At 64.2% G+C, this 5,489-nt stretch carries 4 protein-coding genes; all 4 read right to left on the reverse strand.

Annotated features, from left to right (window positions below; translation table 11 throughout):
• Positions 1 to 85 precede the first annotated feature (85 nt).
• The gene (locus LG3211_RS26505) at positions 86 to 2,335 is read right to left on the reverse strand and encodes a DUF5916 domain-containing protein (RefSeq protein WP_187313038.1); all 2,250 of its coding nucleotides are present in this window, start codon (positions 2,333 to 2,335) and stop codon (positions 86 to 88) included.
• Positions 2,336 to 2,513: 178 nt separating this feature from the next.
• Positions 2,514 to 3,203 carry a HalD/BesD family halogenase gene (locus tag LG3211_RS16700; RefSeq protein WP_057943821.1) on the reverse strand — a complete coding sequence of 230 codons (690 nt, stop codon included), beginning with the start codon at positions 3,201 to 3,203 and terminating at the stop codon, positions 2,514 to 2,516.
• A 68-nt stretch (positions 3,204 to 3,271) separates the two neighbouring features.
• The gene (locus LG3211_RS16705) at positions 3,272 to 4,381 is read right to left on the reverse strand and encodes an amidinotransferase (RefSeq protein ID WP_057943822.1); all 1,110 of its coding nucleotides are present in this window, start codon (positions 4,379 to 4,381) and stop codon (positions 3,272 to 3,274) included.
• A 99-nt stretch (positions 4,382 to 4,480) separates the two neighbouring features.
• Positions 4,481 to 5,440 (reverse strand): TauD/TfdA family dioxygenase, encoded by a 960-nt coding sequence (locus LG3211_RS16710; protein WP_057943823.1) that lies wholly within the window; start codon positions 5,438 to 5,440, stop codon positions 4,481 to 4,483.
• Positions 5,441 to 5,489 lie beyond the last annotated feature (49 nt).

The following is a 5,489-nucleotide window of genomic DNA, read 5'->3' on the forward strand; positions in this document are numbered from 1 at the left end:
TTAGCCGACCTTGAGCCGATTTGTGACCGGCTCCGCAGCCCGAGTCGAAATCCTAGCCCGCCTGGGCCGTTTGCGCTGCGCCGGCTCAGAAGCGGTAACGGATCTTGGCCAGCAATTGGTCGGAGTCGCGCAGTTGCAGCGCTTCGTCGAACAGCTCGCCGCCGCCGACCTGATCGCGCTCCTGACGCATCGCCCCGCCGCGCGAATAGGCCACGAAGATGTCCGACTGCGGCCCCAGCAGGTAGCGATAGCGCAGCTGCAGGCCGAAATTGTTGATGTCGAAATCGGGCCGGACCTGGCCGTTGCCCTGCATGCGGCCGTTGTCCAGCAAGACATAACGTTGGCCGTCCTCGGCCCGGATCGCCAGCCATTCCGACTTCAGCCGCAATTCGTGGCGGACTCCGGGGAACCAGCTCAAGTTCACTCCGACGAAATCGACCCGGCGCTGGTAGCGGCCGAAATTGCGTCCGCCTTCCCAGATCAGCCAGTCGTCGGTCCATTCCGGGCCGATCTCGAACTCGGCGTTGAAGGCGTCGCTGGGATACCAGTTACCGATCAGGGTCAGCACTTTGGCCGGTCGCGCCGACAGGCCGCGGCCGATCAGCTCGGCGGTGGCGTTGAACGACCAGTCGCCGTAACGCCGGCTGGTCAGGTCCAGTTGCATGCCGTAACGCCCGGATTTATGCCACAGACCGTTGCCGCGCGAGATCAGATCGTCGAAGCCGTCGGTGATCGCGCTGGTCTCCAGCACCAGCCGGTTGCCGCTGCGGAAGTTGAAGGCATTGGTGAAGATCAGATAGGTCGGCAAGCGATCGCCGCGATCGTTGCTGCGCGCCTGCAGTTCCAGGTTCCAGCGGGTGCTGCGCAGACGCGAGGTCTGGCTCTGCTGACGGTGCACGTACTCGCCGGTCAGCTCCAGCTCGTTGAGACTGTTGCGGCGCTGATAGCCCAGATCGTTGAAGTCGAGTTGACGGCCGAAATGGGTGGCCTCCAGCTCGTAGCTCCAGTTGGTGGAGGGAATCCAGTTGATCCGCGTCCACGCGCCGGTGTCGTCGCGGCGCTCGCGCTTCTGGTCGATGAAGCTGCCCAGCACCTGCGCGTTGACGATCAACTGCTCATTCGGCCGCCAGCTCATGTCCAGCGCCTGCACCTGCGCCGAGCGGTCCAGATAAGGCCGTTCGGCGTCGGTGCCGAGCCAGCCGATGTTGAGGCCGCGGCTGAGCGGATACTGCAATCGCGCCACGTAGAAGTCGCGCCCTGCCGCGCCGTCCTCGGACGCGGCCAGCACACCGTAGCCCATCGCGCCGACCGAGCCGATCAACTTGACCGCCGCGTCGATGTCGTTGGCGCCGGAGCCGTCGTCGGCCGTGCCGCCGATGCGGCGGGTGTGCACCAGCCGGCCTTCGTCGGGCGTGCGCAGGTCGAAGATGCCCTGGTTCTCGGTGAAGAACGGGCGCTTGTCGCTGTAGAAGGTTTCGATCGCGTCGAAGTTCACCACCAGATCGTCGGATTCGACCTGGCCGAAATCCGGGTTGATGGTGGCGTTGAGCTGGAAGTCCGGCGACGGCTTCCAGAACACGTCCAGGCCGGCGGTGTACTTGGTCCGGCCCTCGATCAGATCGTGGCGCGCGGTGAGGTAAGGCCAGAAGTGGAACAGGCTCTTGCGGTACTGGGCGATCTCCAGGCGCTCGAAGCCCGACAGGAAGCGGCTGCGGTCGGCGGTCACCGCCGGAAACGCCTGGCGCTCGCTGGTGCTGCCCAGCACGCGGCCGAAATACACCGCCACGGTGCGGTTGGGCTGCTCGATGCCGCGCATCGGCGCCACCGACCACGGGATCAGCATTTCCACCTGCCAGCCGTTTTCGCTTTCGCTGACGGCCCAGGTCCAGTCGGTGTCCCAGTCCAGATTGAGGTCGCGTTCGTTGGTGAGCACGCCGTCCTGGATCGATCCCGACAGACCGACCGTGAAGCTGTACGCGGTGCGGCCGTCGGCGTCGAAATCGATCATGAAATTGACGCGATCGGCTTCGCGTTTCTGATCGCGCTCCAAACGCGGCTTGAGCCGCGACACCCCGGCCTTCTGATCGACCTGAAATGCGACGGCGATCCCTTCCGGCGTGGACAGCAACCGCGCCTGCGTGCCCATGCCCGGGTCCGGAGAGCTCAGCCGATACGGCTCGGTGACCTTGAAATCGCCATAGCGCGCCGCCTGCTCCCATTCGGGCTCATCCGCCCGCCCGTCGATGACGATGGCCGCCTGGGCAGGCGCGCAGGTCAACAGGATCAGCAGGACCAAGGTGGGACGCGGACTCGGAAAGATGGCTCGCAGGGGCATCGTATAGCTCTATGTAGCGTTCATGGTTTAGATGCGGCCAGCCGCAAAAAGTCATCTGCCGGCGCGACGGCCGGCCGATGGGTGGAGTCCGCCAGCGGCCGGCCCGAAGACGGCGGCCGCGCACGGCCGCACGACGGCGCGCACCGGCGCCGTCATGCGGACCGCGCCGAACGCGGCATCAGGCCTCTTCCTCCGCGTACAGCTTGTTGGCCGACTCGGTGATCGCGCGCGGCACGAAATTTTCCGTGGTGTAGGCCAGGTTGATCGCGGTGCGCAGCACGTCTACCTTCAACGGCGCGACCCGGTGCGCGGTGGTGTCGGTCTTGAGCAGATACGCATCGGCGGCCTTGAGCGGCAGCTTGATCGGATTGACGTCCAGATCCGACAGCGCGCCGTTGGGAACCATTTCCGCATAGCCGCCGCCTTCTATGCCCGGCGACTCCATGATCAGCACGAACGACAGCGGATAGTCGTCGTAATGCGCGCCGAAGGTATCCGAGGACTTCCTGAGCTGGTTGATGACATACCGGTCGATGTCGTCGGTCAGCGGCAGCACCTTCTCGCCGACCACGTGCGAGAGGAAGTCGATGATGCGCTGGTCGTTGTAGATCTGCGGGATCAGCGTGGACAGGCGCTCGATGGTGTGGCCGTTGACCACGTTCATTCGCCGCGGCGAATTGTCCATGCACTCCATCAGGAAATCGCGGCGCCTGGACTGCTCCAGCAGCCGATCGACCTCGGCCTTGAGCTCGGGAAAGAACTCGGCCGCGACGAATCCGGGAAACGGCACGTGGTGCAGGCGCTGGTAATGCGACTTGAGCTCGTCGGCGATCTCGCTGCCGGGATGATAAAGATCGGATCTGTACATGATCGATTACTCGCGATACGGAAGTGACACGCCGGCGCCGCGCGGCGCCGGCACGAAGGAGGCGCGGATCATTCGAAATACGATTCCAGGCCGCCGCGGCGGCGCACATCGAGCGTGCAGCAATGGAAACCGCCGCCGAAACGGTTGAAGTTGATCAGCGAGTACGGAATCGGCTCGAAGCCCCAGGCCTCGAACTGGCGCAGCAACGGCTCTTCGCTGGCTTCCACGAACACCCGCTTCTCGTCGAGCATGAAGGTGTTGGCGACGATCCAGTTGCTGCACATCGAGAACTCTTGCGTGATGTCGATGGTCGGGCGCGGCGGAACCAGCTTCTCCCAGTTGTCGAACATCGCCGGCAGCTCGTTGATGCGCTCGGGATTGATCAACACCTTGCCCGGCGCCAGCGGCGTGAAGGTGGCGTCGATATGCATCGGATGGGTGTCCACCACATCGATCACATGCACCCGGTAGTCGTCGCCGAGATGGCGCTGCAGCCAGGCGATGCCCATGTCGTTGGTGACGTTGCTCTTCTGCGCGAAGATGTCGCGGCCGCAGCGGGCGAAGTCGGCGGCGTCGAACACCGGCTCGAACTCGGTGACCGCGTACATCATTTCCGCCATCGATTCGGGATGCTTGAAGTCCTGCCGGTACAACTCGTCGCTCAGCTCGGGCTTGGGCGCCGAGGTCCAACGCGCGCCCTTCTTGAAATAGCCCTTGAGCAGCGGCCGGAACGCATTGGGCTCGAAGTAGCGGTTACGCCAGGCCATCGGCGCTTCGATGATGTCGTTGCCGACCACCAGGAAGGTATCGCGCGGCATCGCCGAGTACAGGCTGCCCTTGCTCTGCCATTGCGGCGTGGCGAACGGCAGTTGCTGATCGACCGCCCGCGGCCGCTGCACCACGATGCCCTCGTTGCGCAGCACGCGCACGAAGCCCTCGATTTCTTCCTTGGCCTTGTCCAGCATGTCCTGCGGGAAACGCTGTCCGCCGTTGCGGCGAAAGAAGTCCCAAGACACTTCCGGCATGGTCGATTCCAGCGTGACATGCCATTCGGGCACCACCGCGTCGTCGATGCGGCCCACCACCACTTCTTCCAGCGGATCCCACTCGTTGTAGGAGCTCACCAGGCCGTATTCGGTTTCCGCCTCTTCGGCGATGTAGTGATTCGGATCGTCCATTCTCGTTTCTCCATTTCCAGATTTAGTCGGTCCGCGCCGGCTCGGCGAAGTCCGTCCCCATTGCTGCGCGAAATGCGCCAATCAGTCGTCCGCGCCCGCTCAGGTCGCCGACAGATACGCCAAGGTCTTGCGCTCGCCCTTGAACGACTCGCGCCCGTGCATCATCAAAATGTTGTCGATCATCAGCAGATCGTTGCGCTGCCAGTCGAACAGCAACTTGCTCGTGTTCAAGGCGCGGCGGATCTCGATCAGCACGTTCTCTTCGATCGGCTCGCCGTCGCCGTACTCGCATTCGTGCGGCAGATTGCCCACGCCCAGGGCCTGTTCGAACATGCCGCGAATGGCCGGATTCAAGGCCGAGGGATGCCACTGCTCGGCCTGGTTGAACCACACCTCCTCGCCGGTCTGCGGATGAGTGGCGAAGGCCTCGCAGCGGGTCGATACGCGCAGCGCGTCCTTGGCGCCCCAATGGCAGACCGAGCCCTGGTCGGCAACGATGCTCTCGACCTCGGCGCGGTCCCGGGTCTGGTAGGTGGTCTGCCAGTTCTTGCCCAGCGGAATCTCGGTCTGGAAATTGCGGATGTAGTTGACTTTCTTGTCGCGGAACTTGGCGCGGATCTCCTCCGGCAAGGCCCGCAGCACGTCACCGCTGTTGGCCAGCGAGGTCTGGCCACCGGAGGCCGCCGGAATCAGGCTGTAGAAGAACAGCCGGCGCGGCCAGCTCGGCAGGTACGACATCTCGTTGTGCAACGAAATCACTTCGCTGGCCGGATATTCGGTCGAGGTGTAGACATCGGCGGACACGCGGCTGCGCGGCGAGTTGCCGCCAACGTAGTCGAACGGCCGCGCGCCCAGGCGCTCGGCGCTGCCGCGAAAACCCTCGGCGCCGTCCACGCCGAAACCGCGGAACAAGATGCCGCCGTGGCGCAGCAACAACTGCTGGACCTGATCCTCGTTGTTGCCGAGGTAGTCGTGCAGCGCCTGCAGGCTGGCGTCCCCGTCCGGGGTGATCACCACGGGATGATGCTCGGTGGCGGAGAACAACGAATTCACTTTCATGGTCGCTTCCTTAAGACTGGTCGGGCGTGGTCGTGTACGGGTGGTGGGT

Origin of the sequence: Lysobacter gummosus, from assembly GCF_001442805.1 — a bacterium.
GTDB classification, from domain to species: domain Bacteria; phylum Pseudomonadota; class Gammaproteobacteria; order Xanthomonadales; family Xanthomonadaceae; genus Lysobacter; species Lysobacter gummosus.

Excerpts from the sequence above, each read along its gene's own strand:
- LG3211_RS26505 (WP_187313038.1), bottom strand. The coding sequence starts at position 2,335 with ATGCCCCTGCGAGCCATCTTTCCGAGTCCGCGTCCCACCTTGGTCCTG.
- LG3211_RS16700 (WP_057943821.1), bottom strand. The coding sequence starts at position 3,203 with ATGTACAGATCCGATCTTTATCATCCCGGCAGCGAGATCGCCGACGAG.
- LG3211_RS16705 (WP_057943822.1), bottom strand. The coding sequence starts at position 4,381 with ATGGACGATCCGAATCACTACATCGCCGAAGAGGCGGAAACCGAATAC.
- LG3211_RS16710 (WP_057943823.1), bottom strand. The coding sequence starts at position 5,440 with ATGAAAGTGAATTCGTTGTTCTCCGCCACCGAGCATCATCCCGTGGTG.